General features: G+C 66.2%; 27 protein-coding genes. 25 read left to right on the forward strand and 2 right to left on the reverse strand.

Translation table 11 applies throughout. From position 1 onward, the window contains the following. Nucleotides 1–42: 42 nt before the first annotated feature. The 7 genes from FLL57_RS01725 (at nt 43) to FLL57_RS01755 (ending at nt 5,527) form a co-directional block, all read left to right on the forward strand. Nucleotides 43–303, forward strand: a complete 261-nt coding sequence (locus FLL57_RS01725; protein WP_013501036.1) for a hypothetical protein — start codon at nt 43–45, stop codon at nt 301–303. A 199-nt stretch (nt 304–502) separates the two neighbouring features. Beyond that, nucleotides 503–1,177, forward strand: a complete 675-nt coding sequence (locus FLL57_RS01730) for a Crp/Fnr family transcriptional regulator (protein WP_013501037.1) — start codon at nt 503–505, stop codon at nt 1,175–1,177. 101 nt (nt 1,178–1,278) lie between these two features. Next, entirely contained in the window at nt 1,279–1,467 is a 189-nt protein-coding gene (locus tag FLL57_RS01735) for a YgaP family membrane protein (protein ID WP_013501038.1), read from the forward strand. 79 nt (nt 1,468–1,546) lie between these two features. Continuing rightward, nucleotides 1,547–1,918, forward strand: a complete 372-nt coding sequence (locus tag FLL57_RS01740; protein WP_011156656.1) for a carboxymuconolactone decarboxylase family protein — start codon at nt 1,547–1,549, stop codon at nt 1,916–1,918. Nucleotides 1,919–2,053: 135 nt separating this feature from the next. Beyond that, nucleotides 2,054–3,133, forward strand: a complete 1,080-nt coding sequence (ribB, locus tag FLL57_RS01745; protein ID WP_142881967.1) for a 3,4-dihydroxy-2-butanone-4-phosphate synthase — start codon at nt 2,054–2,056, stop codon at nt 3,131–3,133. A gap of 60 nt (nt 3,134–3,193) precedes the next feature. Beyond that, a complete protein-coding gene (locus FLL57_RS01750; RefSeq protein WP_013501040.1) occupies nt 3,194–4,408 on the forward strand; it encodes an acyl-CoA dehydrogenase in 1,215 nt (404 codons plus the stop codon). A 186-nt stretch (nt 4,409–4,594) separates the two neighbouring features. Then, on the forward strand, nt 4,595–5,527 hold the full coding sequence (locus FLL57_RS01755) for an MBL fold metallo-hydrolase (RefSeq protein WP_142881968.1): 933 nt from the start codon (nt 4,595–4,597) through the stop codon (nt 5,525–5,527). Between the two features lie 13 nt (nt 5,528–5,540). Here the strand turns inward: FLL57_RS01755 and FLL57_RS01760 are convergent, their stop codons facing one another. After that, complete coding sequence (locus FLL57_RS01760; RefSeq protein ID WP_142881969.1) at nt 5,541–7,298, reverse strand: methyl-accepting chemotaxis protein; 1,758 nt, start codon at nt 7,296–7,298, stop codon at nt 5,541–5,543. A gap of 196 nt (nt 7,299–7,494) precedes the next feature. Between FLL57_RS01760 and FLL57_RS01765 the strand changes: the two genes are divergently transcribed. From FLL57_RS01765 to FLL57_RS01840, 14 genes are all read left to right on the forward strand, one after another. After that, the gene (locus tag FLL57_RS01765; protein ID WP_013501043.1) at nt 7,495–8,241 is read left to right on the forward strand and encodes a YebC/PmpR family DNA-binding transcriptional regulator; all 747 of its coding nucleotides are present in this window, start codon (nt 7,495–7,497) and stop codon (nt 8,239–8,241) included. 274 nt (nt 8,242–8,515) lie between these two features. Then, nucleotides 8,516–9,037: a crossover junction endodeoxyribonuclease RuvC gene (gene ruvC, locus FLL57_RS01770; protein WP_047307674.1), complete on the forward strand. Its 522-nt coding sequence runs from the start codon at nt 8,516–8,518 to the stop codon at nt 9,035–9,037. Nucleotides 9,038–9,203: 166 nt separating this feature from the next. Beyond that, nucleotides 9,204–9,821: a Holliday junction branch migration protein RuvA gene (ruvA, locus tag FLL57_RS01780; RefSeq protein WP_142881970.1), complete on the forward strand. Its 618-nt coding sequence runs from the start codon at nt 9,204–9,206 to the stop codon at nt 9,819–9,821. Beyond that, nucleotides 9,818–10,243: a cytidine deaminase gene (locus FLL57_RS01785; RefSeq protein ID WP_142881971.1), complete on the forward strand. Its 426-nt coding sequence runs from the start codon at nt 9,818–9,820 to the stop codon at nt 10,241–10,243. The genes ruvA and FLL57_RS01785 overlap by 4 nt, the downstream gene beginning before the upstream one ends. A 168-nt stretch (nt 10,244–10,411) precedes the next feature. Next, nucleotides 10,412–11,455, forward strand: coding sequence for a Holliday junction branch migration DNA helicase RuvB (ruvB, locus tag FLL57_RS01795; protein ID WP_142881972.1), 1,044 nt, complete (start codon nt 10,412–10,414; stop codon nt 11,453–11,455). Between the two features lie 58 nt (nt 11,456–11,513). Continuing rightward, nucleotides 11,514–11,720, forward strand: a complete 207-nt coding sequence (locus FLL57_RS01800) for a type II toxin-antitoxin system VapB family antitoxin (protein WP_047308980.1) — start codon at nt 11,514–11,516, stop codon at nt 11,718–11,720. Further along, the gene (locus tag FLL57_RS01805; RefSeq protein ID WP_047308981.1) at nt 11,720–12,088 is read left to right on the forward strand and encodes a type II toxin-antitoxin system VapC family toxin; all 369 of its coding nucleotides are present in this window, start codon (nt 11,720–11,722) and stop codon (nt 12,086–12,088) included. Before FLL57_RS01800 ends, FLL57_RS01805 begins: the two co-directional genes overlap by 1 nt. Nucleotides 12,089–12,137: 49 nt before the next feature. Continuing rightward, on the forward strand, nt 12,138–12,539 hold the full coding sequence (gene ybgC / locus FLL57_RS01810) for a tol-pal system-associated acyl-CoA thioesterase (RefSeq protein WP_047308982.1): 402 nt from the start codon (nt 12,138–12,140) through the stop codon (nt 12,537–12,539). Between the two features lie 97 nt (nt 12,540–12,636). Further along, the gene (locus FLL57_RS01815) at nt 12,637–13,947 is read left to right on the forward strand and encodes an NAD(P)/FAD-dependent oxidoreductase (protein WP_013501050.1); all 1,311 of its coding nucleotides are present in this window, start codon (nt 12,637–12,639) and stop codon (nt 13,945–13,947) included. A 146-nt stretch (nt 13,948–14,093) separates the two neighbouring features. Next, nucleotides 14,094–15,308 (forward strand): OpgC domain-containing protein, encoded by a 1,215-nt coding sequence (locus tag FLL57_RS01820; RefSeq protein ID WP_047309022.1) that lies wholly within the window; start codon nt 14,094–14,096, stop codon nt 15,306–15,308. Between the two features lie 57 nt (nt 15,309–15,365). Further along, nucleotides 15,366–15,833: a DUF1348 family protein gene (locus FLL57_RS01825; protein WP_013501052.1), complete on the forward strand. Its 468-nt coding sequence runs from the start codon at nt 15,366–15,368 to the stop codon at nt 15,831–15,833. 18 nt (nt 15,834–15,851) lie between these two features. Further along, entirely contained in the window at nt 15,852–16,397 is a 546-nt protein-coding gene (locus FLL57_RS01830) for a TetR/AcrR family transcriptional regulator (RefSeq protein WP_013501053.1), read from the forward strand. Between the two features lie 190 nt (nt 16,398–16,587). After that, on the forward strand, nt 16,588–16,959 hold the full coding sequence (locus FLL57_RS01835; RefSeq protein WP_142884146.1) for a YciI family protein: 372 nt from the start codon (nt 16,588–16,590) through the stop codon (nt 16,957–16,959). Then, nucleotides 16,956–18,224 carry an RNA polymerase sigma factor gene (locus FLL57_RS01840; protein ID WP_013501055.1) on the forward strand — a complete coding sequence of 423 codons (1,269 nt, stop codon included), beginning with the start codon at nt 16,956–16,958 and terminating at the stop codon, nt 18,222–18,224. Before FLL57_RS01835 ends, FLL57_RS01840 begins: the two co-directional genes overlap by 4 nt. 20 nt (nt 18,225–18,244) lie before the next feature. On the opposite strand, the gene FLL57_RS01845 is transcribed toward FLL57_RS01840, so the two are convergent. Further along, a complete protein-coding gene (locus tag FLL57_RS01845) occupies nt 18,245–19,033 on the reverse strand; it encodes an SDR family NAD(P)-dependent oxidoreductase (RefSeq protein ID WP_047308986.1) in 789 nt (262 codons plus the stop codon). Between the two features lie 255 nt (nt 19,034–19,288). On the opposite strand from FLL57_RS01845, the gene FLL57_RS01850 reads away from it, so the two are divergent. The 4 genes from FLL57_RS01850 to FLL57_RS01865 all read left to right on the forward strand — a co-directional run bounded on the left by FLL57_RS01850 (nt 19,289) and on the right by FLL57_RS01865 (nt 21,819). Next, a complete protein-coding gene (locus tag FLL57_RS01850; protein ID WP_013501057.1) occupies nt 19,289–19,465 on the forward strand; it encodes a DUF2934 domain-containing protein in 177 nt (58 codons plus the stop codon). A 551-nt stretch (nt 19,466–20,016) separates the two neighbouring features. Further along, entirely contained in the window at nt 20,017–20,433 is a 417-nt protein-coding gene (locus tag FLL57_RS01855) for a YciI family protein (protein ID WP_142881974.1), read from the forward strand. A 78-nt stretch (nt 20,434–20,511) separates the two neighbouring features. Continuing rightward, nucleotides 20,512–21,216 carry a TetR/AcrR family transcriptional regulator gene (locus FLL57_RS01860; protein WP_142881975.1) on the forward strand — a complete coding sequence of 235 codons (705 nt, stop codon included), beginning with the start codon at nt 20,512–20,514 and terminating at the stop codon, nt 21,214–21,216. A 141-nt stretch (nt 21,217–21,357) separates the two neighbouring features. Then, nucleotides 21,358–21,819 (forward strand): DUF2852 domain-containing protein, encoded by a 462-nt coding sequence (locus FLL57_RS01865; protein WP_013501060.1) that lies wholly within the window; start codon nt 21,358–21,360, stop codon nt 21,817–21,819. Nucleotides 21,820–21,943 lie beyond the last annotated feature (124 nt).

The following is a 21,943-nucleotide window of genomic DNA, read 5'->3' on the forward strand; positions in this document are numbered from 1 at the left end:
ACTCACGCATCGCGGACATTGACCCCCGAACAGGAGGTTCGAATGTCCAACCGGTTTCGTATCGCTTCGCTGGTCTACATGATGACCAATGCCGTGCTGTTCGGCATCGGTATCGTCGCCGTGCTGACGATCCCGGCGCTCGCACAGAACGCAATGGCATGGGTTCCCGCGGCGGTCGCGGCAAGCTTCATTCTGGCAGCGCCGGTGGCTTGGTGGATCGCTCCGCGGCTGCGCGCCCGCTATTGGCGCCACCGCGACGGCGACGTCATTTCCGGCCCTTCCACGGCGACCGAAAATCCCTGAGCCGGGGGAGACCTCCGGGCCTAATTCCGGACGCCGCCTCGGCACCTCGACGCCTTGCTTCCGGTCCCGGATCCCTCGCTGTCCCGGGATCGCGGCAAAACGCGGCTGTTCGCCGCTGCCGACGATTGATAGAGATCAACCGAGCGCTGGCTGGTCGGCCGATATCTCGGCAGGTCCAGCGTGAACCCGGTTGGTCGCGATGAGCTTGCCTGAGGTAGATTGGTTGCGGGGCTTTCCGGCGCTCGCCGGGTTGTCGGACGAGGAGCGGAGTCCGCTCGCCGGTGCGGCGATGGCGATGAGCCTGCCGGCCGGCGCCTCGGTGTTCGCCCCTGACCAGCCCTGCGGCATGTTCATCCTGGTCTGCCGCGGCACCGTCCGGGTGTTTCAGCTCGATGCCGAGGGCAACGAGATCGTGCTGTATCGGCTCGGTCCCGGCAGCATCTGCATTCTCACCACCCTGGCGCTGCTCGCCTCCGACAGTTACAGCGCGTTCGCGGTGACCGAGAGCCCGGTCGAAGCGGTGGGGCTGCCGGCCGCGACCTTCCACGAGCTGATGGGAAGCTCGGCGCAGTTCCGCAGCTTCGTGTTCAACGCCCAGGCCGCCCGGATGGCGGATCTGATGGCGGTGATCCAGAACGTCGCGTTCGCCTCGATCGAAACCCGGCTGGCATCGCGCCTGCTGGCGCTGGCCGCGGACGATCGCGAATTGTCGATCACCCACGCTCAGCTCGCGGCTGAAATCGGCACCGCGCGCGAAGTCGTCAGCCGGCATCTGAAGACGTTCGAGCGGCGCGGCTGGGTCAATCTCGGTCGCGGCCGCGTCGAGCTGCGCAACGCGGCGCCGTTGCGGGCGGCCGCGCGATCGGGGCATTGAACGTTAGACGGATCGGCCGCGGCCGGTGACTTGGTCACAGACCGTGCCCCCTGCGCGCCCTAGAACCAGCGTGTCACTCAACCGAGCGAGGGGAAACGAAGATGACTGTGAACATGGGAATGATCGATCGTGTGCTGCGTGCCATCGTCGGTGCCGGCCTGATCTATTGGGCGTTGACCGGCGGTCCGATCTGGGCCTGGATCGGCGTCGTGCCGCTGCTGACCGCTGCGATCGGTTTCTGCCCGGCCTACACGCTGTTCGGCATCAAGACCTGCTCGACCAAGTCCTGACGCCTCGGCACTCCATAATTGCTCCCGGGATCAGGCGCCGCCTCGATCCCGGGAGCGTTGTTTTTGCACAGGTGAAACCATGCACAAGAACTGGATCGATCTGACCGGCGAGCTGTCGGTGGCGTTGCGCGAAGTCCGCACCGGTGCGCCGGACGTGATGAAGGGCTTCTCGGCGATCGCGCAGGCGGCGCTCAAGGCCAACGCGCTGGATACCAAAACCAAGGAGCTGATCGCGCTCGCGATCTCGGTCGCGACGCGCTGCGACGGTTGCATCGGGTTTCATGCCGAAGCCGCGGTGAAGCACGGCGCGACCCGCGACGAGGTGATGGAGACCATGGGCATGGCGATCTACATGGGCGCCGGCCCCAGCGTGATGTACGCTGCCCAGGCGGTCGAGGCCTACGATCAGTTCGTCAAGAAGAAGGCGGCGGCGGCTTCGCCTGCGGAGTAACCGCCGACCGCCGCCGAATCGCGGAATTCCGCTGTGCGGTAGAGAATTTCGCGCAAGGCGGCCGCTTCGGCGGCGCGCCTTGCGTCCCTGCCCGCGCTGCGTCATATGGTCGGGTCCTGTTTCAGAGATCCGACCATGGCGCACCCCATTCAAGACGTTCTGCAAGCCTTCGCCGCCGGCGAAATCGTCGTCGTCACCGATGACGACGATCGTGAGGGAGAAGGCGATCTGGTGGTCGCCGCCTCGCTGTGCACCGCGGAGAAGATGGCGTTCATCATCCGCCACACCTCGGGCATCGTCTGCGCCCCCATCACCATGGACGACGCGCGGCGGCTGCGGCTCGATCCGATGGTCGCGCACAACGACAGCAACCACACCACCGCCTTCACGGTTTCGATCGACTACAAGCCGGACAACGGCACCGGCATCTCGGCGGACGAGCGCGCCTCGTGCTGCCGCGCGCTGGCCAATCCCAATGCCGGCGCCGCCGACTTCGCCCGCCCGGGCCACATCTTCCCGCTGATCGCGCGTGACGGCGGCGTGCTGCTGCGCTCCGGCCACACCGAAGCCGCGGTCGATCTGTGCAAGCTCGCCGGCCTGCCGCCGGTCGGCGTCATCAGCGAACTGATGAACGACGACGGCACCGTCACCAAGGGCGCGCAGGTCGTCGAATTCGCCAAGAAGCACGGTCTCAAGCTGGTCACCATCGCCGACCTGATCGCGCATCGCCAGGCGCGAGAGAAGCTGATCGAACGCGTTGCGACGTTTCCGATCGACAGCCCGATCGGTCCGATGCAGGGCTATGCCTACCGCTCGCCGTTCGACGAGATCGCCCACGTCGCCTGCGTCTACAACGGTATCGGCGACGGCAAGAACGTGCTGACCCGGTTCCACAAGCCGAACATCGTCAAGGAGATCTTCACCGGCCCGCGGCGGATGCAGGCGGTGCTCGATCACTTCAAGACGAACGGCTCCGGCGTGCTGATCTATCTGCGCGACGGCGCCGCCGGCGTGCCGGTCGCGCCGATCGACGAGCCGAAATCGGCGGAAGCCGATCGGCATCGGCAATGGCGTGAGATCGGCGTCGGCGCGCAGATCCTGCGCGACCTCGGCGTCTCCTCGATCAGGCACCTCACCACCTCGCAGATCGAATACAAGGGCCTGTCCGGTTTCGGCATCGAGATCGTCGGCAACGAGCACCTTGAAGGCACCTGACCGAGGTCTTACCCTCCCCATCAACGTCGCCAGACGCGGCAAGGTCTGAAAGGGCAATCGATGAGCGTGCGCGCGCAAACCAAGGACAAGCCGGCTCCGGCGAGCTTCAAGTGGGACGATCCGCTGCTGCTGGAAGATCAGCTCACCGAAGACGAGCGGATGATCCGTGATACCGCGCGCGCCTACGCTCAGGACAAGCTGCTGCCGCGGGTGTCGCAGGCGTATCTCGAAGAGAAGACCGACCGCGAGATCTTCAACGAGATGGGGTCGCTCGGCCTGATCGGCATCACGCTGCCGGAGGAATACGGCTGCGCCAACGCCAGCTACGTTGCCTACGGTCTCGTCGCGCGCGAGATCGAGCGGGTCGACAGCGGTTATCGCTCGATGAACAGCGTGCAGTCGTCGCTGGTGATGTATCCGATCTACGCCTACGGCGACGAAAACCAGCGCAAGAAGTATCTGCCCAAGCTCGCCTCCGGCGAGTGGGTCGGCTGCTTCGGCCTCACCGAGCCGGACGCCGGCTCCGATCCCGGCGGCATGAAGACCAAGGCCGAGAAGGTCGCCGACGGCTATCGCCTCACCGGCAGCAAGATGTGGATCTCGAACGCGCCGATCGCCGACGTGTTCGTGGTGTGGGCGAAGTCCGCCGCCCACGACAATCAGATCCGCGGCTTCGTCCTCGAGAAGGGCATGAAGGGCCTGTCGGCGCCGAAGGTCGGCGGCAAGCTGTCGCTTCGCGCCTCGATCACCGGCGAGATCGTGATGGACGGTGTGGTGGTGCCGGAAGAGAATCTGCTGCCCAACGTCTCCGGTCTCAAGGGGCCGTTCGGCTGCCTCAACCGCGCCCGCTACGGCATCTCCTGGGGCGCGATGGGCGCCGCCGAAGACTGCTTCCACCGCGCCCGGCAGTACACGCTCGACCGCAAGCAGTTCAACCGTCCGCTCGCCGCGACCCAGTTGGTGCAGAAGAAGCTCGCCGACATGGAAACCGAGATCACCCTCGGCCTGCAGGCCAGCTTGCGCGTCGGACGGCTGATGGACGAAGGCAAGATGGCGCCGGAGATGATCTCGATCGTCAAGCGCAACAATTGCGGCAAGGCGCTCGACATCGCCCGGATGGCCCGCGATATGCACGGCGGCAACGGCATCCAGATCGAGTATCACGTGATGCGCCACGCCCAGAACCTCGAGACGGTGAACACCTACGAGGGTACCCACGACGTCCACGCGCTGATTTTGGGCCGGGCGATCACCGGGCTGCAGGCGTTCGCGTAAGGCGTGGCGTAAGTCCGCGTCCTTCGTTCCGCGCTCTGCCGTCATCGCCCGCGAAAGCGGGCGACCCAGTATCCCGGGGCGTTCGCTATATGCGATGGCGGTGAGTACTGGATCCCCGCATGCGCGGGGATGACCACCCCGGTGAGGGGGGAAGAACAAACAACAATCAAACTGGTTGGAAACGCCATGAGCGACGAGAATCGCCCCGAGGACGACGTTCCGTTCAATCGCGAGTTTGGATTGCAGCCGGGCGTCGTCGAGGAAATCCGTCCCGGCCTGCGCCGCGTGTTGTGCAACAACCCGTCGCCGTTCACCTTCACCGGCACCGTCAGCTACATCGTCGGCCGCGGTAAGGTCGCGATCATCGATCCGGGGCCGGCGGACGAGGCGCACACCAATGCACTGCTCGACGCGGTGAAGGGCGAGACCGTCACCCATATCCTGGTCACCCACACCCACAAGGATCACTCACCCGGCACGCCGCTGATCAAGCAGGCGACCGGCGCCACGGTCTATGCCGAGGGGCCGCATCGGGCGTCGCGGCCGTATTTCGAGAGCGAGACGGTGTCGACCGAATCCGGCGCCGACCGCAACTTCAAGCCCGACGTCACGATCCGCGACGGCGACGTGATCGAGGGCGACGGCTGGACCATCGAGTCGGTGGCGACGCCCGGCCACACCGCCAACCACATGTCATTTGCTTGGCGCGAGGGCGATGCGCTGTTCGTCGGCGATCACATCATGGGCTGGTCGACCACCATCGTGGCGCCGCCCGACGGCTCGATGCCGGACTACATGGCGTCGCTTGACCGGCTGATCGGGCGCGATGAACAGCTTTATCTGTCCGGCCACGGCGCCGAGATTCCCGAAGGCCCGCGCTACTCCCGCTTCCTGAAGCGCCACCGGCTGGCGCGCGAAGCCTCGATCCTGCACCGCCTCGGCAAGGGCGAGACCGACATCCCCAGCATGGTGCGGGCGATCTATATCGGCATCGACCCGCGACTGATGAGCGCCGCCGGCTATTCGGTGCTGGCGCATCTGGAAGATCTGGTGATGCGCGGCGTCGTCGCCACCGAAGGCGACCCGGTGATCAGCGGCCGCTACCGGCTGGCCGGTTAGCAGCCGCCTCTGCTCACAGCTTGTAGGCGGTACGGAAGCCGCCCCAGTGGCGGCCGCGGACCCGCACCGGCACGTCGATCTCGCGCATCATCACGGTCTGGCCGCCGCCCATGTCGCGGGCGTAGCTCTGGATCAGGAACGAGCGGGTGTTGCGGCCGGCCGCGAGCCCGGCCGGATCGTTGAAGATCCGGCGGTTGCGGGAGTTGGCGGTGTTGAAGGCGACGTCGCCCGGCCGCTGCGGCTGCGAATACAGTCTGTTGTGCACCGGCAGATAGCCGTTGCGGTCGATCATCACGCAGAACGCCATCCGCTGATCCTTGGCCAGAAACGCTTCCTGGAACGGCGGCAACGCGCGGTCGGCCCAATCGAGATATTGCGTGCGGTACTGCTTCGGGTCGGTGCCGGCGATCTCGACGTAGTTGTCGTCGAACATCTGCTCCACCGTCAGCGCGCCCGAGGTGATGCCGCGTTCGAAGATCTTGGCAAGCTCGTGCCCGGCCTCGATCGCGCGGGTGACGAATTCGGTGTTCTCGTCGCGGATCGCCCACAGCCGGTCCTCGATCCGCTCCTGCAGGCCGGCGTCGGGTGCGACGAACCGCGCCAGCGCGCCGGCCTTGCCGTGCTCTGCGATGCGGACGCGGCACGCGCCCACGTCCTGCAACTCGGCCGCAAAGGTCTGGCCGACCGCCAGCGCGGCGGCAGCCGGGCCGCTGATCAGCACACCCTCCATCGAGATCTCATACGCCGGCGCGGTAATCCTGCCGCGCGGCGTGTCGAGCTCGATCTGCAGGTGGCACGGCAGCTTCTCGCGCCGCCGCGCATCCTCGCGGTCGCCGAGCTTGAGCAGGACTGCGGTGCGCGCCCGCAGCTTCTCGGCGAAGTTGGTGACGTTCTGGCCGGCGCGCGCGACCTCGTCGCCGTGCTGTTCGGCCTCGCGGGTGGCGCTGTCGATTTCCGCAGCGCTGTCGCCGACCGAGGCGATGAACGTCGATGCCGAGGTGGCGTTGTCGGCGATGTCGCCGGTGGTGGCGTTCTGCTCGGCGACCGCACCGTTGACGTTGTCGAACACCGGCCGGATCGCCGCGATTGCGCTGGTGATGCGGTGGACGGCATCGGCCGAACTGGAGGCGTCGCGCTGCAGCGCGTCGATCTTGCGCTTGATTTCCTCGGTGGCCTCCTGGGTTTGCACCGCCAGCGCCTTGACCTCGGTCGCCACCACCGCGAAGCCCCGCCCCGCCGCGCCGGCGCGGGCCGCCTCGATCGTCGAATTCAAAGCCAGCAACGTGGTCTGTCGGGCGATCTGGGAGATCAGATTGACGACGTTGCCGATCGCCGCCGACGAATCGCGCAGCCGCTCGACATTGGCGGTGGCTTCATTGGCGGCGGCGCAGGCGTCGTCGGCGAGTTGGGACGCCTGGCGGACCTGGGCACCGATGCCGTGAGCGGAGTCGGTGAACTTGTCGGCGGCCTGCGAAAACGAGCTGGCGGTCGCCTGTGCGGCGCTGGTGCGGCCGGTGAGGGCGTCGGTGCGCTCGCGAATGGTGTGCAGCGTGGCGGTGGTCGATTCCACGCCGGTCGTCACCGAATGGGCGGCACGCTCGAGCTGGCGAATCAGCGAGCCGAGCTCGAGTTCCAACAGCTCCAGCATCTCGCGCGCCGAATCGGCCTCTGCGACCGCGGCGGCCGGCTCGGCCGCTCCGGGCGCCGCGACGGCGGCCACGGCAGGCGCGGCGATGGCCGGCTGCCGCTTGCGAAATAGGCCGATGGCCATGGTTCCTCCCGCAGAACTAGAATATGGTCGGCTACTCTCGCGTGCCCTCGTGAAGTTACGGTTAAATTTTCTTTCGGTGGAATTTCGGGGGTCACGGTCAGCGGTTGCGGCAAGTCTTTGATTTTGGCGGATGCGCCGCTTATAACCCCGCGCCGCAGCCCTAAATTCCAACGGATCGACCCGCGAGAGAGAGCGCATGGCCGGACATTCGCAATTCAAGAACATCATGCACCGCAAGGGCCGGCAGGACGCGCAGCGGTCCAAGCTGTTCAGCAAGCTCGCCCGCGAAATCACCGTCGCCGCCAAGCTCGGCACTCCCGACCCGGCGATGAACCCGCGGCTGCGCGCCGCGGTGCTGGCGGCGCGCGCGGAAAACATGCCGAAGGACAACATCGAGCGCGCGATCAAGAAGGCGATCGGCGGCGACTCGGAGAACTACGACGAGATCCGCTACGAGGGTTATGGTCCCGGCGGCGTCGCGGTGATCGTCGAGGCGCTGACCGACAATCGCAACCGCGCCGCGTCCGACATCCGCTCGTTCTTCACCAAGTCCGGCGGCAACCTCGGCGAAACCGGCTCGGTGTCGTTCATGTTCGACCGCACCGGGATCATCGAATACGACGCCGACAAGGCCTCCGCCGACGACATGCTCGATGCCGCGATCGAAGCCGGCGCCGACGACGTGGTGTCGTCGGAATCCGGCCACGAGGTCTATGCCTCGCAGGAGACCTTCCGCGACGTCGCCAAGGCGCTCGAAGCCAAATTCGGCGAAGCCCGCAAGGCGGCGGTGATCTGGAAGCCGCAGAACACGGTCGCGGTCGACGACGAGACCGGCGAGAAGCTGTTCAAGCTGATGGATGCGCTGAACGACCACGACGACGTTCAGAACGTCTACGCCAATTTCGAGGTCTCGGACGCCCTGATGGCGAAGATGGCGGGGTGAGGCTGCCATCTGAGACTTGCTTTGGCGGGGTGCGTTCGCCCCAAATTCTCCCGTCATCGCCCGGCTCGACCGGGCGACCTAGTATTCCAGTGCGTTGCCGATAGAGCGGGGCCGTCGCTGCGGCCAAATGCCAGTGCTCTGGAATACTGGATCCCCGCCTGCGCGGGGATGACGGCTGAGAGTGGGGCTGTGGCAGTGCCTCACGCTGGGGACGGCGTTTCCCCCGTCCCCCGTTTCTGTTTCGTTCACGTCTATATGGCGTTATCACTGCGCCATGAGCCAGCCCTCGATTCGCAGCGTCCGTATTCTCGGGATCGACCCCGGCCTCCGCCGCACCGGCTGGGGCGTGGTCGAGAGCGAGGGCAATCGGCTGGTCTATGTGGCGTGCGGCTCTGTGGAGCCGCGGGACACGCTGCCGCTGGCCGAGCGGCTGCTGGCGATCCATGACGGGCTCGCCAAGGTGCTGGCCGCCCACGCGCCGGCCGAGGCCGCGGTCGAGCAGACCTTCGTCAACAAGGACGGCGCCGCGACGCTGAAGCTCGGCCAGGCGCGCGGCGTGGCGATGCTGGTGCCGGCAATGCACGGTCTGCTGGTCGCCGAATACGCGCCCAATCTCGTCAAGAAGACGGTGGTCGGCGCCGGCCACGCCGACAAGACCCAGATCCAGATGATGCTGAAGATCCTGCTGCCCAAGGCCGAGCCGAAAACCGCCGACGCCGCCGACGCTCTCGCCATCGCCATCACCCACGCCCATCACCGCGTCGCCACGCAGCGGCTGAAGGCGGTGAGCGCATGAGGATGTTTGGAGCAATGCCTCTCCCCGCACACATCGCGCCCCCTCTCCCGCTTGCGGGAGAGGGCTGGGGTGAGGGCGACGCGAGCACCGTGCTCGGGGCCCCCCACCCCCGACCCCTCCCCGCAAGGGGGAGGGGAGCAGAGATGCTGCGCGCCGGGGCCGCCCCATGATCGGAAAGCTCAAGGGCGTCGTCGATTCCTACGGCGAGGACTATGTGATCCTCGATGTGCAGGGCGTTGGTTATCAGGTGCATTGCGCCAGCCGCACTCTGCAGGCGCTGCCGTCGCCGGGCGAGGCGGCGGTGCTGTCGATCGAGACCTATGTGCGAGAAGACCAGATCAAGCTGTTCGGCTTCCGCACCGATACCGAGCGCGAGTGGTTCCGCCTCTTGCAGACGGTGCAGAGCGTCGGCGCGAAGGTGGCGCTGGCCGTGCTGTCGACGCTGCCGCCGCACGACCTCGCCAATGCGATCGCGTTGCGTGACAAAGCCGCGGTGGCGCGCACGCCCGGCGTCGGGCCGAAGGTCGCCGAGCGCATCGTCACCGAGCTTAAGGACAAGGTGCCGGCGCTCGGCAACGTCGATCCGGCGGTGGTGCATCTGTCCGGCGCGATCGACGACAACACCGCGCCGCGCGCCGTCGCCGACGCGATCTCTGCGCTGGTCAATCTCGGCTATGGCCAGCCGCAGGCGGCGGCGGCTGTCGCTGCGGCGTCGCGCAGTGCCGGCGAGGACGCCGCGACCGCGCAACTGATCAAGCTCGGCCTGAAGGAGCTGTCGAAGTGAGTATCACCGACACCGACCGCGCGCTGATCGATGCCGCGATCGAAGCGATTACCAAGCGCTATCGCAACGACTGGCAGGAGGTCGGTGCCGCGCTGCTGACCCGCACCGGCCGGCGCTATGTCGCGGTCAATCTCGACGCGTATCTGGGCCGCATGGCGGTGTGCGCCGAGGCGGTCGCGCTGGGGCAGGTAATCACCGAATTGGGCGAGGCCGGCATCGACACCATCGTGGCGGTGCGCCACCCCAAGCCGCACGAGTCCAATCGCGAGGTCCGCGTGGTGTCGCCCTGCGGCGCCTGCCGCGAATTGATCTGGGATTACGACCGCAACGCCCGCGTGCTGGTGCCCGGGCCCGACGGCGTCGAAGCGGTCGGGATCAGCGAGCTGCTGCCGAACAAATACAGCCGGGAGCGGGTGCTGTGAGCGTGTTGGCCGAAGTCCTCTCCCCGCGCACAGCGCGCTCCCTCTCCCGCCTGCGGGAGAGGGCTGGGGTGAGGGCGCCGCAGGCACAATGCTCGTGGCCCCCCACCCCCGACCCCTCCCCGCAGGGGGGAGGGGAGAACAGGCGCTGCGGCGTGGTACACTTCCCCAATGACTGATCCCTCCCGCCTCGTCACCCCCGAGCGCCGCGGCGATGATCTTGGCGATGCGGCGCTGCGGCCGCAGAATTTGTCCGAGTTCGTCGGCCAGCAGCAAGCGCGCGCCAATCTGCAGGTGTTCATCGACGCCGCGCGCAAGCGCAAGGAAGCGCTCGATCATGTGCTGTTCGTCGGCCCGCCCGGTCTCGGCAAGACCACGCTGGCGCAGATCGTCGCCCGCGAGCTCGGCGTCGGGTTTCGCGCCACCTCCGGCCCGGTGATCGCCAAGGCCGGCGATCTCGCCGCGCTGCTGACCAATCTCGAAGAACGCGACGTGCTGTTCATCGACGAGATCCACCGCCTCAGCCCGTCGGTCGAGGAGGTGCTGTATCCGGCGATGGAGGATTTCCAGCTCGACCTGATCATCGGCGAGGGCCCGGCGGCGCGCTCGGTGAAGATCGACCTGTCGAAGTTCACGCTGGTCGGCGCGACAACGCGCGCTGGCCTCTTGACCAATCCGCTGCGCGACCGCTTCGGCATTCCGGTGCGGCTGAATTTTTACACGATCGACGAGCTCGAGAGCATCGTGCGGCGCGGTGCCCGCGTGCTCGGCACGCCGATCACCAATGACGGCGCCAACGAGATCGCCCGCCGCGCCCGCGGCACGCCGCGCATCGCCGGCCGGCTGCTGCGCCGGGTCCGCGACTTCGCCTCACACGCCGATGCCGAAGCGATCGACCGCGCCATCGCCGACCACGCCCTTCAGGCGCTGGAAGTCGACAGCGCCGGGCTGGACGCGATGGACCGGCGCTATCTCTCGACGATCGCGTTGAATTATGGCGGCGGCCCGGTCGGCGTCGAGACCATGGCGGCGGCGCTGTCCGAGCCGCGCGACGCGATCGAGGACATCATCGAGCCGTATCTGATCCAGTGCGGCTACCTGCAGCGCACCCCGCGCGGCCGCCTGCTCACCGACCACGCCTTCCGCCACCTCGGCCTTGCCGCCCCGTCGCGTGACCCGTCGCAGTTCGGGTTGTTCGGGGGGGAGGAGGAATAAAGGCGGCATAGAAATCGGCATCGGATGATGCTACATTTGATGCCGACGGAGGAGCCTCATGAGAACGACGATTGCCATCGACGATGAGTTGTTTGCGAAAGCTCAGAAATTTGCAGGCCTCGACGAAAAGTCCGCAGTGATCAAGACGGCGCTGCAGGCCTATGTCGAACGTGAAGCAGCGAGGCGACTTGCGCGCATGGGTGGGTCGATGCCCGATGCCAAGGCGCCCCCGCGTCGGCGCTCACCCAAATTCACCAACGACTGATGCTCCTGGTCGACACATCGATCTGGATCGACCATTTCCGCAAGGGAGACTCGACGCTCAGCGCCGCTCTTGGTCGGGAAGAGGTCCTGGTCCATGCTTTTGTTCTGGGCGAGTTAGCGCTGGGCCATAACGTTCACTTTGAGATGATCGCGACCGACCTTTCGGACCTTCCTCAAGCGACGATTGCGGTGCCTGGTGAGGTATTGCGGCTCATTTCGCGCGCCGAGCTGGCCGGCTCGGGAATCGGCTACGTGGATGCACATCTAGTCGCTTCGACGCTGCTGACGCCTGAGGCGCAGCTATGGACGCGCGATAAGAGATTAAAAGCGGTGGCCGATCGACTATCGATCTCCGCCCAAGTGGAGTGACGAGTTGCCCCACCCCCTCGACGGCGCCATCATCGACGGCGCTCACCACATGCATGTCCGGGTCTACTACGAAGACACCGACTTCTCCGGCATTGTCTATCACGCCAACTATCTGCGCTTCATGGAGCGCGGGCGAACCAACTACCTGCGGTTGCTTGGCGCGGCGCAGAGTGAGTTGTTCGAGGAGGCCGAAAACGAGACGCCGGGCTTCGCCTTCGTGGTGCGGGCGATGCAGCTCGACTTTCTCAGATCCGCCAAGATGGACGATCTGCTCGAGGTGATCACCCGGCCGATCGAAGTCCGCGGCGCTTCGATCACGATGCAGCAGCAGATCAAGCGCGGCGATCTCGTGCTGATGGAGGCCAAGGTCAAGGTTGCGTTCGTCTCCGGCGGTCGAGCCCGACCGATCCCGGTACCGCTGCGGCTCGCGATGAAGGCGGATGTTAACTGATCCTGTGTGCGGTTGCGTACCGGAGCTAGGGTGCCGGTCCGATTGATGGTAAACAGTTCGGGTCGCTCGTTTCATCCCCCCTGCGCCTGGATTGCCCATGACTGCTAAGCCCCATCGGATCGTGATCGTCGGCGGCGGTGCCGGCGGCCTGGAACTCGCCACGGCCCTCGGGGACAAATACGGAAAGTCGGATGCCGTTCGCGTCACCCTGGTCGATCGCAGCCGAACCCATATCTGGAAGCCGCTGCTGCATGCGATTGCGGCCGGCTCGCTGCGCCGCTCCCAGCACGAGCTGAACTATCTGGCCCAGGCGCATTGGCACGGCTTCCATTATCGCCTCGGCGAAATGAACGGCCTCGACCGCGCCCGCAAGGTGATCAAGCTGGCACCGGTGGTCGACGACGAGGGCCGCGAGATCAATCCGGAGAGCGAGCTCGGTTACGACACGCTGGTGATCGCGGTCGGCAGTGTCACCAATGATTTCGGCACCCCGGGGGCGCGCGAGCACGCGGTGCCGCTGGAGACGCCGGAGCAGGCGTCGCGCTTCAACAAGCGCATGGTCAATGCCTGTCTGCGCGCCCAGCATCAGCACACCCCGATCGAGCCCGGTCAGCTCCACGTTGCGATCATCGGCGCCGGTGCCACCGGCACCGAGCTCGCCGCCGAGCTGCATCACACCGCGCGCGAGATCATCGCCTACGGGCTCGACAAGATCGATCCCGAGCACGACCTCAAGATCGTGCTGATCGAAGCCGCGCCGCGGATTCTGCCGGCGCTGCCGCCGCGAATCTCGGACGCGACGCTCAAGCTGCTGCAAGACCTCGGCGTCGAGGTGCGGACCGGGGCTCGCGTGGCGGAAGTGCTCGATCATGCGGTCCGTCTCGCCGACGGCGAGGTCATTCCGTCGGAACTGGTGGTGTGGGCCGCCGGCGTGCGTGCGCCGGATTTCCTCAAGGAGATCGACGGGCTCGATACCAACCGGATCAACCAGCTCGTGGTCCGCCCGACGCTGCAGTCCACCCGGGACGACGACGTGTTCGGAATGGGCGACTGTGCCGCCTGTGCGATCCCCGGTTATGAGAACGGCATCCCGCCGCGGGCGCAGGCCGCCCATCAGGAGGCGGAGTTCATGCTGGAGCAGATCGAGAAGCGGCTGAAGGGCGAGCCGCTCGGCGAGTTCCGCTATCGGGATCTCGGCTCGCTGGTGTCGCTCGGCAAGTATTCGGCTGTCGGCAATCTGATGGGCTCGCTGGTCGGCAAGAGCTTCCTGATCGAAGGCTATTTCGCCCGCTTCATGTACAGCTCGCTGTATAAGATGCACGAAGCCGCGCTGTACGGCCGCGGCCGCACGCTGCTCAGCGTGCTGTCCGGCGCGACACGGCCCACCCCCACTGTGAAGCTGCATTAGCTTGCCAGGCGGCCTTCGGGCCGCCCCGGTGTCTCCCGGACAGCCTCTGTAGCCGCCGTCGGCTAGATTGGCCGCGTAACGGCTGATTCGGGCGCACAGGGAGGCGAAGCGTGACGAGGGGAGTGCAGCCGCGCGAGGTGCCGTTGATGGGGCAGGGCGAGCGCGATCTGCGGCTCGATTTCCTGCGCGGGGTCGGCCAATGGATGATCTTCGTCGATCACATCCCGTACAATTTCCTCAACTGGTTCACGCTGCGCAATTACGGCTTCTGCGACGCCGCCGAGTTCTTCGTCTACATCTCCGGCTATTCGATCGGCTTCGCCTACGGGCCAGCGGTGCGTGCAGGCGAAATGGTCGCCGCCACCAAGCGGCTGTGGACCCGCGCCGTGCAGCTCTATGTGGCTCACATCTTCCTGTTTCTGTTCTTCACCGCGCAGATCTCCCGCGCGGCGCGTCGTTTCGACAATCCGATGTACAAGGACGAGTTCAACGTCGCGCAGTTTCTCGCCAATCCCGACGTGATGATCCAGCAGGCGCTGTTGCTCACCTACAAGCCGGTCAATCTCGATGTGCTGCCGCTGTACATCGTGTTGGTCGTCGCCGCGCCGCTGATCTTGTGGGGGCTGCTGCGCAGGCCGACTCTGACGCTGGTGTGCTCGGGCCTGCTGTACTTCGTCTCCCGCCACTTCGGCTGGAATCTGCCGTCGTTTCCGGACGGGCATTGGTATTTCAACCCGTTCGCCTGGCAGTTCCTGTTCGTGTTCGGCATCTGGTGCGGCTTCGGCAACGGCCCGCAGATCCGTCCCTGGGTGAAGTCGCTGCCCAACCAGCTCTTGAGCTGGTGCATCGTGGTGGTGGCCCTGGTGATCGCGCTGTCGTGGAATTTCGAAGCGCTGTACGGCCTGGTGCCGGAGTCGATCGGCAAGATCCTGTATCCGATCGACAAGACCAGCCTGGCGCCGGTGCGGCTGATCCATTTCCTGGCACTGCTCGCGATCGTGGTGAAACTGCTGCCGCCGGATCTGCCGGCGCTGCGCTCGGAGTATCTGCGGCCGATCATCCTGTGCGGCCAGCGCTCGCTGCCGGTGTTCTGCTTCGGTGTGATCCTCGCTTTCACGGCGCATTGGATCCTGGTTCAGGTTTCGGGCAGCATCGCGATGCAGATCCTGGTCAGCGTCGGCGGCATCGGACTTCTGACCGGTGTCGCCTGGCTCGCCACCTGGTATCGAACTCTGCCGACCCTGGTGGCGGTCCCTCCCACAGTTCCGGTCGATCACGGTGAACCGAGGCGGGCGCACGCCGAAGCTGAAGCGAGCCCGGAGCCGCCCCGGCCAACGAACGAGCCGGACGGGCGCGCTTGACTCTCTGTACCGATCGGTACAGTCTCGCTGCGTTCCGTTCGCAGTGGAGAAGCCGTCATGTCGCGTCCGCCGTTGCCGCCGTTCAGCCGCGAGACCGCCGCCCAGAAGGTGCGGATGGCCGAAGACGCCTGGAATTCGCGTGATCCTGCGCGGGTGGCGCTCGCCTATACGCCAGACAGCCGCTGGCGGAATCGTGCCGAGTTTCTGCAAGGCCGTGACGCGATCGTCGAATTCTTGACCCGCAAATGGGCGAAGGAGCACGACTACCGGTTGGTCAAGGATCTCTGGGCGTTCGACGACCGGTTCATCGCCGTGCGTTTTCAATACGAGTGGCACGACGACGCCGGGCTTTGGTATCGCTCCTACGGCAACGAGCAGTGGGAGTTCGACGACGACGGTCTGATGCGCCGGCGCGAGGCCAGCATCAACGACGTCGCGATCAGCGAGGGCGACCGCCGCTTCCACTGGCCGGCGCCGGGGCCTCGTCCGGCCGATGTGTCGGGGCTCGCCGCAGAGCCGTTCTGAGACCGTGTCGGGAGAGACATGAAGGATCGAGCCACCCTGCTGCCGCTGCTCGGCGAGGTGTTCCGCGCCCACGGCTACGAAGGGGCGTCGCTGGCGCTGATCAGCGAGGCGACGGGACTCGGTAAAGGCAGCCTGTATCATTTCTTCCCCGGCGGCAAAAAGCAGATGGCCGAGGAGGTGCTGGCCGAGATCGACGGCTGGTTCGAAACCCACATCTTCGCGCCGCTGCGCGAGCCCGACGATCCGCGGGCTGCGATTGCGGCAATGCTGGCCGGCGTCGACGACTATTTTCGTTCCGGTCATCGCGTCTGCCTGGTCGGCGTGATCGCGCTCGGTCATGCGCGCGACGAGTTTGCCGCGCCGGTGAACGACTATTTCGCCCGCTGGCAGGATGCGCTGGCGGCAGCGCTGCGCCGCTGCGGCTCATCGGCGGCCACGGCCCGGCGCTGCGCCGAGGATGCGGTGCTGTCGATCCAGGGGGCCCTTGTGCTGGCGCGCGCACGCGACGACGCCAAGATATTTACGCGCGCGCTGGCGGAGTTGAAGGCACGGCTGCTGACGTAATTTCGACTCTCTCTCCCCGCTCACTGTGCAACCTCTCCCGCTTGCAGGAGAGGCGCGGATCGCGCAGCGATCCGGGTTTGGGGCACTCCGCTCTGGAACCGGGATGCCCGCCTTGGCCGACGCAAACTTCTTCGCCATGCTGTCGGGCAACCGCGACGCGGATCGTCTTGCAGTCATGGAGAAACGCCGCATGCTCTACGCCATCCTCTGCTATCACGATGAGAATTTCGTCGGCTCCTGGAGTCGGGAAGAGGACGCCGCCGTGATGGAGAAGTTGAAGGCGGTTCATCGCAAGCTCGCCGAAGCCGGCCGTCTCGGGCCGGTGGCGCGGCTGCTGCCGACCACTGCGGCGACGACCCTGCGCAAGGATTCCGAGCCGGCGGTGGTGATCGACGGCCCGTTCGCCGAGACCAAGGAGCAGTTGCTCGGCTTCTACGTGGTCGAGTGCGACGATCTCGACGCCGCGCTTGACGTTGCGCGCGATCTCGGCCGCGCCAATCCGGGCGGGGCATACGAGATCCGCCCGATCGGCCTGTTCACACCCGGGACTGCGCAGTCATGACCGATCTCGCCTGGATCGAAACCGCGATCATTGCGGCGCGGCCCCAGGCGATCGGTGCGCTGCTGCGCTACTTCCGCGATCTCGATACCGCCGAGGAGGCGTTCCAGAACGCCTGCCTGCGGGCGCTGAAGGCCTGGCCGCAGAACGGACCGCCGCGCGATCCGGCCGCCTGGCTGATCATGGTCGGCCGCAACGTCGCGATCGACGATCTGCGTCGTGGCAAGAAGCAACAACCGCTTCCCGATGATGCTGTGATTTCCGATCTCGGCGATGCCGAGGACGCGCTCGCCGAGCGGCTAGACGGCTCGCACTATCGCGACGACATTCTGCGGCTGCTGTTCATCTGCTGCCATCCCGAACTGCCGCCGACACAGCAGATCGCACTGGCGCTGCGCATCGTCTCGGGATTGACGGTGCCGCAGATCGCCCGCGCATTCCTGATCTCCGATGCGGCGATGGAACAGCGCATCACCCGCGCCAAGGCCAGGGTGGCGCGGGCCGGCGTGCCGTTCGAGACACCAGGCGCGGTCGAGCGCGCCGAGCGGCTCGGCGCGGTCGCGGCGATGATCTATCTGGTGTTCAACGAGGGCTATTCGGCGGCGGGCGAGAGCGCCGGGGTTCGCGCGCCGCTGTGCGAGGAAGCGATCCGGCTGGCGCGATTGCTGCTGCGGCTGTTCCCGGCCGAGCCCGAGATCATGGGGCTGACGGCTCTGATGCTGCTGCATCATGCCCGCACCGCGGCGCGGTTCGACGCGGACGGTGGACTCGTCCTGCTCGAGGATCAGGATCGCGGCCTGTGGAACGCCACGATGATTGCCGAGGGGCTGGCGCTGATCGACAAGGCGATGCGGCACAGCCGCACCGGAGCCTATCAGATCCAGGCGGCGATCGCGGCGCTGCACGCGCGCGCGCCGCGCTACGAGGATACGGATTGGGCGCAGATCGATCTACTGTACGGCTCGCTGGAGGTTCTGCAGCCGTCGCCGGTGGTGACGCTCAACCGCGCGGTGGCGGTGGCCAAGCTGCGCGGCCCGGAAGCGGCACTGGCGATGATCGAGCCGCTCGAGGCGCGGCTCGGCAGCTACTTTCACTATTTCGGCGCCAAGGGCGCGCTGCTGCTCCAGCAGGGACGCGGTGATGAAGCCCGCATCGCCTTCGATCGCGCGATCGCGCTCGCCCGCACTCCCGCCGAGGCCTCGCACATCCGGATGCATCTCGATCGGCTGATGCAGGAAAACGAGGCCGCAGGGCGTGCGAGCGCGTAGTCGTCGGATCGGCTCAGCGACTAACTGGTCTTGCGTTCGCCGCGCAGCGACGGCAGGCCGATGCCGGCGGCATCGAAGCCGCCATCCACCGCCAGGATCTGCCCGGTGATGTAGCTGGCTCGCTCGCTGCACAGGAAGAAGATCGCCTCCGCCAGCTCTTCCTCCAGGCCGTAGCGGGCCATCGGAATTGCATCGCGATAGTCAGAGCGGATGTCCTGCGTGTGCACCTGCTTGGCCATCGCGGTGTCGACCGGGCCGGGCGCGACGCCGTTGACGCGAATGCCGAGCGCGGCGAGTTCGACCGCGCATTGCTTGGTGAAGTGCGCCAACCCGGCCTTGCTCGAGCCGTAGGCGACGCGCAGCGTCGAGGCGCGCAGCGACGAGATCGACGTGATGTTGACGATCGCGCCGCCGCCGGAATCGCGCATCAGCGGCACAGCGGCCCGGGTCATCAGGAACGGGCCGGTGAGGTTGACCTCCATCACCCGCTGCCATTCGTCGGGCGTGGTGTCCATCAGGGGCTTGAACACCGCGATGCCGGCGTTGTTCACCAGCGCATCGAGCCGGCCGAACCGTTCGGTGACGGCGGTGATGTCGCGGGCGATCGACTGGCCGTCGGCGACGTCGCAATGCAGCGCGATCGTGCGGTCCGGTAGCGCCAGCGCCTGCATCGCCGTGCGCAGCGCATCATCGTCCATATCGAGCAGCGCCACCGACCAGCCATCGGCGAGAAAGCGTTTGGCTGCCGCCAGTCCGATGCCGCGTGCGGCGCCGGTTACCAGCGCGACTCGAGTCGTGGATGAGGTCATGGGCGTTCCAGTCATGTGAGTGTCGTCGGGCGGGAGGATCATCGGCGCCGGCGTCGTGCGCAGGGCACCACAGGTTACCAGGCACACATGCAGTGCCGAGCCGAACCTGTCCAGTGCGGTTCGTTCAAACGCGGCGCGCGGTCGCGGCCGATCGCGGTTTGGAACAAGTCGACGACATCTGGTTTACATCGAACTGAAATACAACTGCGCGTCCAGGCGGGGCCGACTCCGCCTTTGATGATTTGGGAGGTTTGCATGCAAGACGAAATCGAACAGCGCATTCGCCATCGCGCCAACGAGCTGTGGCAGGCCCAGGGCCAGCCCGATGGTCGCAGCGAGGAATTCTGGCTACAGGCGGAAAAAGAGGTTCGCGGTGAAAAGGAAACCTACGATCAGCTCAAGTCGGATCCGAACGTCACCACCAATAGCTGACCTCACAGCAACTCACTGATGACGATTCGGCGAAGCGCCACCGTGCAGGCTGCCACCGTGCATCTTGCCGGCGGCGCTTCGCGTGATTTTCGAGCGGTCAGTCTTCAGCGCACTGCACTCAGTCGTCAGCGCACGTAGAAGACCACGCTGGCGATCGTCAGCAATGCCGCGGCGGCCAGCAGATGCGCCAGCGCGCGCGAGGCGGCGAGTTTGGTGGTGTCGTTCATGCGATTCTCTCCCCAGCTTGCAGAGCCTTGGCTGCGGCCCGCGGGCATCACGATCGGACACGACCTGCGGCGCAGGTACGACCCGGCGACACCGTGCCGGACTTGATCGTTGATGAGATACGCTGAACACCCCGCGACGACCATTCGCACTTCGAGTCCCCACTCTGCGAATAGTGACGGCCGCAGGCTGGTCACTCAATGCGGCGGCAATTTGTCGGTGAATTTGTGCGCTGCCGTGCGTTGCGCTGCAAATCTTTCGCACCTTGTCGGGGCGCGCCGTCGCTGATCGTCTTCAAATTGCCAATCGAGCAGGAGAGACCGACGATGCGATTCATGATGCTGATGATCCCGAAGGGCTACGAGAGCGCGGAGCCCGGCGTATTGCCGGCCGCGGAAGCTGTCGCGGCGATGATGAAGTACAACGAGGCGCTGCAGCAGTCCGGCGTGCTGATTACTTGCGAGGGCCTGCATCCGCCGTCGATGGGCGCACGCGTCGGTTTCGGCACCGGCAAGCCGGTGGTCACCGACGGCCCGTTCGCGGAGGTGAAGGAAGTGCTCGGCGGCTACTGGCTGATCGAGGTCGCCTCCCGCGAGGAGGCGATCGCCTGGGCGATGCGCTGCCCGGCGGGACCGGACGAGATCATCGAAATTCGCCAGGTGCAGGAGACGGCCGACTTCCCCGCCGAGGTTCAGAATGAACTGGCCGGGTTCGAGGCCATGCAGGCCGCCGGCCGCCGCTGAACGGCCGCCCGGAAAAGCCCGGGGCCGGTGCAACTGCGTTAGTGACCTTCACATCGCCCTCATGTTAAAGCCCTTCACATGAGCTGGCGCAAGGACCAGAGCCGCGCCGAGCGCGGCTACCACCACGGCAATCTGAAGGAGGCGCTGCTGCAGGCGGCGCTCGGGCTGATCGCGGAGAAGGGGCCGGGCGGCTTCACCTTCGCCGATGCCGCGCGGATGGCCGGCGTCAGTCCGGCTGCCCCTTACCGCCACTTCCGTGACCGCGACGAGCTGCTGTCCAACATCGCCGAGCGCGGCTTCGAGCGGTTCGAGCAGGTACTGGCGAAAGCCTGGGATGACGGCCGGCCGGACACTGTGACGGCTTTCATGCGGGTCGGGCACGCCTATCTGAGCTTCGCCCGCAACGAGCCGGCCTATTACGCCGCGATGTTCGAATCCGGGGTTCCGGTCGACGTCAATCCGATGCTGCTGACCTCGTCGGAGCGCGCCTTCAACGTGATCCGGGCTGCGGCCGAAAGGCTGGCCGCGTTGACCCCGCCCGGTGTGGCGCGGCCGCCGGCGCTGATGATGGCGTTGCATATCTGGTCGATGTCGCACGGCATCGCCTCGCTGTTCGGCCGAGGCGACGGTGCCCGGCGCAAGTTGCCGATGGCGCCCGAGGAATTGCTGGAAGCGGGCGTGTTGATCTATCTGCGCGGCCTTGGGTTCCGCAGCGACCAGGCGATGGAAGCTGGGAAGCCCGCCGAGCCGAAGCGCGCCGGGCCTTGGGGCTCGCCGGCCTGATCGAGGAGCTCACTGCAAGGTGAGCCCTGCGGCGAAAAATCGGTCAAACCGATTTCGGTCTTGCTTGACAAACAGGGGCGACACCCCAACTATGTAAATGTTATTTACATTCACAACGGCACCGAGCCGATGGAGAAGCAAATGGCCAACGCCGCTGACTACAATCGATGGGGCTCGTCCGAAGCGCGCTACCAGCCCGCGCTCCGGCCGTCGTGGCATCCCGGCTGGATCCTGCTGACGGTGGCCGGCTTCATCGTCTGGTGGCCGATCGGCCTCGCCCTTCTTTTGTACACACTCTGGAGCAGAAACATGGGTTGCTGGGATCGCGATCGCTTCGCAGGCAAAATGGAGCGGATGCAGTCGAAGATGGACCGGATGCGGTCGCGCATGGACGGCTTCGGCTTCGGCCAGCCGTCGAGCGGCAACCGCGCATTCGACGAGTATCGGATGGAGACGTTGCGCCGGCTCGAAGAGGAGCAGGTCCAGTTCAAGGAATTTCTCGAGCGCCTGCGCCACGCCAAGGACAAGGAAGAGTTCGACGCCTTCATGGCCCAGCACCGGACCAAGCCGAATCCGTCGCCCGACAATTCGGCGCAGGGCTGATCAGCGCCCTGATCCGCCCCTCCAGCGCCGCCCGCCTGTGCCCCCAGGCGGGCGGCGTCTTTTTTGTCGCAAGCGCCACTCGCGGCAATGTCACACCACGCGCGGCTGCCTCGTCCTATGCTCG

Origin of the sequence: Rhodopseudomonas palustris (assembly GCF_007005445.1) — a bacterium.
Taxonomy (GTDB): Bacteria; Pseudomonadota; Alphaproteobacteria; order Rhizobiales; family Xanthobacteraceae; genus Rhodopseudomonas; species Rhodopseudomonas palustris_G.